At 66.2% G+C, this 3,464-nt stretch carries 5 protein-coding genes; 4 read left to right on the top strand and 1 reads right to left on the bottom strand.

Going from position 1 to position 3,464, the window contains the following annotated elements; translation table 11 throughout:
- The coding region (locus tag ACFU99_RS37830; RefSeq protein ID WP_384401482.1) for a DUF4291 family protein at positions 1 to 357 on the top strand (357 nt) is incomplete at its 5' end.
- 379 nt (positions 358 to 736) lie between these two features.
- Here ACFU99_RS37830 and ACFU99_RS37825 read toward each other — a convergent pair.
- Positions 737 to 1,225 carry an ATP-binding protein gene (locus ACFU99_RS37825; RefSeq protein WP_384401479.1) on the bottom strand — a complete coding sequence of 163 codons (489 nt, stop codon included), beginning with the start codon at positions 1,223 to 1,225 and terminating at the stop codon, positions 737 to 739.
- Positions 1,226 to 1,412: 187 nt separating this feature from the next.
- Between ACFU99_RS37825 and ACFU99_RS37820 the strand changes: the two genes are divergently transcribed.
- From ACFU99_RS37820 to ACFU99_RS37810, 3 genes are read left to right on the top strand one after another with little or no spacing between them, the layout of a single operon-like run.
- Positions 1,413 to 2,264 carry a helix-turn-helix domain-containing protein gene (locus tag ACFU99_RS37820; RefSeq protein ID WP_384401476.1) on the top strand — a complete coding sequence of 284 codons (852 nt, stop codon included), beginning with the start codon at positions 1,413 to 1,415 and terminating at the stop codon, positions 2,262 to 2,264.
- A gap of 28 nt (positions 2,265 to 2,292) precedes the next feature.
- Positions 2,293 to 2,508, top strand: coding sequence for a DUF397 domain-containing protein (locus ACFU99_RS37815; protein WP_384401473.1), 216 nt, complete (start codon positions 2,293 to 2,295; stop codon positions 2,506 to 2,508).
- An 18-nt stretch (positions 2,509 to 2,526) separates the two neighbouring features.
- Positions 2,527 to 2,880, top strand: coding sequence for a DUF397 domain-containing protein (locus tag ACFU99_RS37810; RefSeq protein ID WP_384401470.1), 354 nt, complete (start codon positions 2,527 to 2,529; stop codon positions 2,878 to 2,880).
- The last annotated feature ends 584 nt before the right edge of the window (positions 2,881 to 3,464 follow it).

Below are 3,464 nucleotides of genomic sequence, written 5' to 3'. Positions count from 1 at the left end.
TCCGGCGCCCATGCGACCACCACGCAACCCATCCACACCAAGTCCAGCAGTCTCTCCGGGGCTGACCTGGAGCCACCTACTCACGAATTAGGAGCCCCGGCGCGGGTCCAATGGGACCCCGAACGCGACCTGCGCCTCCAGCCGCTCCCCCACCGGTCGCTCCAACTCGGCCTCACCGGCGAGGCCGCGCGCCTCTACGCCGACGAGTGGACCGTCTCCATCACCGACGTCACCCCACTCACGCATACGATCCACGCGCACGTACGGGAAGGGGACCTGGCCGCCGCGCAACAACTCCTGCCCCGCGAAAGCCCCTATCCCGTCAATGAGGGAGCCTTGGCCCACCTGCATCAATGAACCGCCGGGCCACCGGCATCCCGAACCCCCGCCAGCCGGCCCTTCCGCGAAGGCGTCGGCTCGGCGCTGATGACGTACCGAGCCCCGTCCCCGCCGACGACCTCGAAGACGTACGTGAACCCAGCAGCCAACTGGCCGAGAGCCCGCTCGTATTCACACGAGTCGGCCGACAGTTCCCAATTCGGCGGCACCGGGCCCTCGTGGGCCTGCTCCACCATGTCCGTAACCCGGTTCAGAACGCACCTCATCGCCAGCCTCGGCGAGTTCACAGTGGCACAGCCGAGCGGAACGGTGCGCCCGTTGGGGAGATAGGCCAGCGCCAGTACGCGAATCTCGCGGCGGGACCGGGGCGGCGGATGGAATGGCGGGTCGCCTCCGCTCACCGCACCGTCACCATAGTAATGGCCAGCTCCGCCCATACGGACTTTCCGCCCTCGTACGACGCGACGCCCCACGCATCGGCCAAGGCGGCCACCACTGCCAAACCACGCCCGCATTCGTCGCCTTCCTCCGCCTGGTTCACCACGGGCCACCCTTCGGCGGTATCCGCCACCTCCACCCGCAAACCGGGCGCCTTCAGCGTGAACCTCACCCCGACCACTTGGCCTGCGGCCGGCTCTGCCTCCGTCTCCGCCTGTGCCTGTGCCTGTGCCTGTGCCTGTGCCTCCACGGCGTTGGCGACCAACTCCGCCAGCAGCAGCTCGGCCACGTCCACGGTTTCTCCGCCGATGCCCCACTGCCGGAGCTGCTGACGAAGGGCCGCCCGGGCCAGCCCGGCGCTTCTTCGATGCGAGGCGAACCAGTACTCAACTTCGTCTGGAGCGATGGATGTTGGGACTGCTGTTACCGATCTGGCACGTGCGGACATAGCTATCCCCTTGGAGCGCATAACAGGACTCGACGATCACCCAAGCGTCACTCCATTGACACGTTGAGTGATGTCGGGACTAGAGTGCTCTGCGCAAGAGCGAATCGCAACCGACTCTTTGGAACTAGTTCCAAGATCTTTTCCGGCCAGTACTGTGCTACCGCACGCTCGACAGCAGGGGGTTCACATGGCAGGGGTACGTCCCACGGTTCGACGACGCCGACTGGCGGCGCTGCTGGTCTCGTTCCGAGAAGAAGCGGGCAGGACGGCGGAAGAGGCGGCAGACCGAATCGGGTGCCACCGCACCAAGATCAACCGGATCGAGAACGCCCGGTTGGGCGTCTCGCTGGGGGAATTGCGCGACCTGCTCACGTTCTACGGCGTGGAAGATCCCGCGCAGGTCGAGGAAATGGTGTCGCTGGCCCAGCGCAGCAGGGAACCCGGCTGGGTGCATCGCGCGGGGCTGGCCCGGCCCACCTACACGGACTTCATCGATTACGAGCAAACCGCCGACTACGTCCGGTCCTACCAGGCCAACCTGGTGGCCGGGCTGTTGCAGACGCCGGATTACGCGCGAGCGGTGCTGTCCGCAGCGCCGTCCACCTTGAACCAGGACGAGGTGGAGGCATTGGTCACGGCGCGGATAAAGCGACAGGAGGTCTTGCAGCGCACGGTGCCGCCACGGCTATGCGTGATCGAAGGCGAGGCGGCGATCCGGCTGCAAATCGGCGGGCGCCAGGTCATGAACAAGCAGCTTGAGCACCTGGCGACCATGGCGGAGCACCCGAGCGTCGAGCTCCAGGTCATTCCCAACCGGGCCGGTGCGCACGCCGGGCTGGCCGGATCGTTCGTGCTCTTCGGCTTTGCCAGCTCCTCGTTCTCCAGCGTCGTGTGCGTTGAGCATCGGACGGGGACGCTCTACATGGAGACACCGGCGGAGACCGAGGAATATACGCTCATCTTCGATTCGCTCCGTTCCATCGCCTTGAGCCCCGGGGACAGCCTCGACATGATCGCCAAGGCACGACAGGAGCTGTGACAGTCGTTGAGCAGAGAGGTAACTCAGCATGAGCACCCCCGAGTCCGAGAACACCGCTTGGCACTGGCGGAAGAGCAGCTACAGCGGCCAGGGCGGCGACTGCGTCGAGGTCGCCGACGGCGCTCCCGGGCACATACCGGTGCGGGACAGCCAATTCCCGGCAGGTCCCTGCCTCATATTCCCCGAAGGCTCCTGGGCCTCCTTCGTCCAGACGATAAAGACCACCGGTCTCTCTGACGGCTGACGACTTCATCTGCCATCTGTGGCTGATCACTTGCTTCGAGTTCGGTTGGCGAATACGCGAGGAGACAACCGGGATGGCGCTCGGCTGCGCCGCCGCCGGGCAAGACTGCCGACCGCCGACTGCCGAGTCCATTCAGCGCTACCTCGAAGGCAGACCTCAGCACACGGAAGAGGGATCGTGAAAGAGATCGTCAGCGCTTTTCGGAAGTCGCCTTACTCGAACGTGGAGGTGGCGCACACCGCTGATGGAGGCCGCGTCGTGCGCGACAGCAAGACGCCGGACGGGATGCTTCTGTTCTGCCGACAAGGCGCTTGGTCCGACTTCCTGGGCGCAGTGATAGCCGACGAGTTCCCTGCCTCCGGGACCTGTTAACCCCAGATGTTGGGGCCGACGCCAAAGGTCACCGCGACGCGTGATCATTGACGTGCTGTGATCAGCAGTTCGGGCAGAGGCAACCTACGAGCGCTGCTACTGCTCATCAATGTGTGGTGTCGGGAGGGTTGCCCCTGCGGTCCACAGCGCGAGCGGCGACGGGGCTGGGGTTGGGGCGGGCTCGCTGTCTGCCGCCGGGGTGTGGGCTGGTGCCGCGGGCGACTGGCGGGTGGGGCGGTATTGCGCCCGACCGGGTGCGGGTTTCGTCTCGGACCCTCCGGGTCCAAGGCGCCAGCAGCGGGAGGGAAGGGGGCGGGCTGGGGTGCGCTCACTGCCTGTGGCGGTGTTCGTGGCTGGGGTTCAGGCTGGCTGCTGCCGCGAAGTGGTCATTGCCGGTTGCTTGGGTGCGGGAGCGTCTCGGACCCTGCGGGTCCACAGCGCATGCAGTGACGGGTGGGACGGTGGTGGGGACCGTAGGAGGCTCCGCTGCGCTTCGTGGCGGGTTACCGGCAGGTAGGGTGCAGTTGCCACCCGACAAAAGCGCCTTATGGGACGCAGAATTGGGCTGCAACGGCACCCTGTTG

Origin of the sequence: Streptomyces sp. NPDC057654 (genome assembly GCF_042800135.1) — a bacterium.
GTDB lineage: Bacteria > Actinomycetota > Actinomycetes > Streptomycetales > Streptomycetaceae > Streptomyces.
Note: the sequence above shows the minus strand (reverse complement) of the source record. Positions and strands in the feature narration are given on the sequence as shown.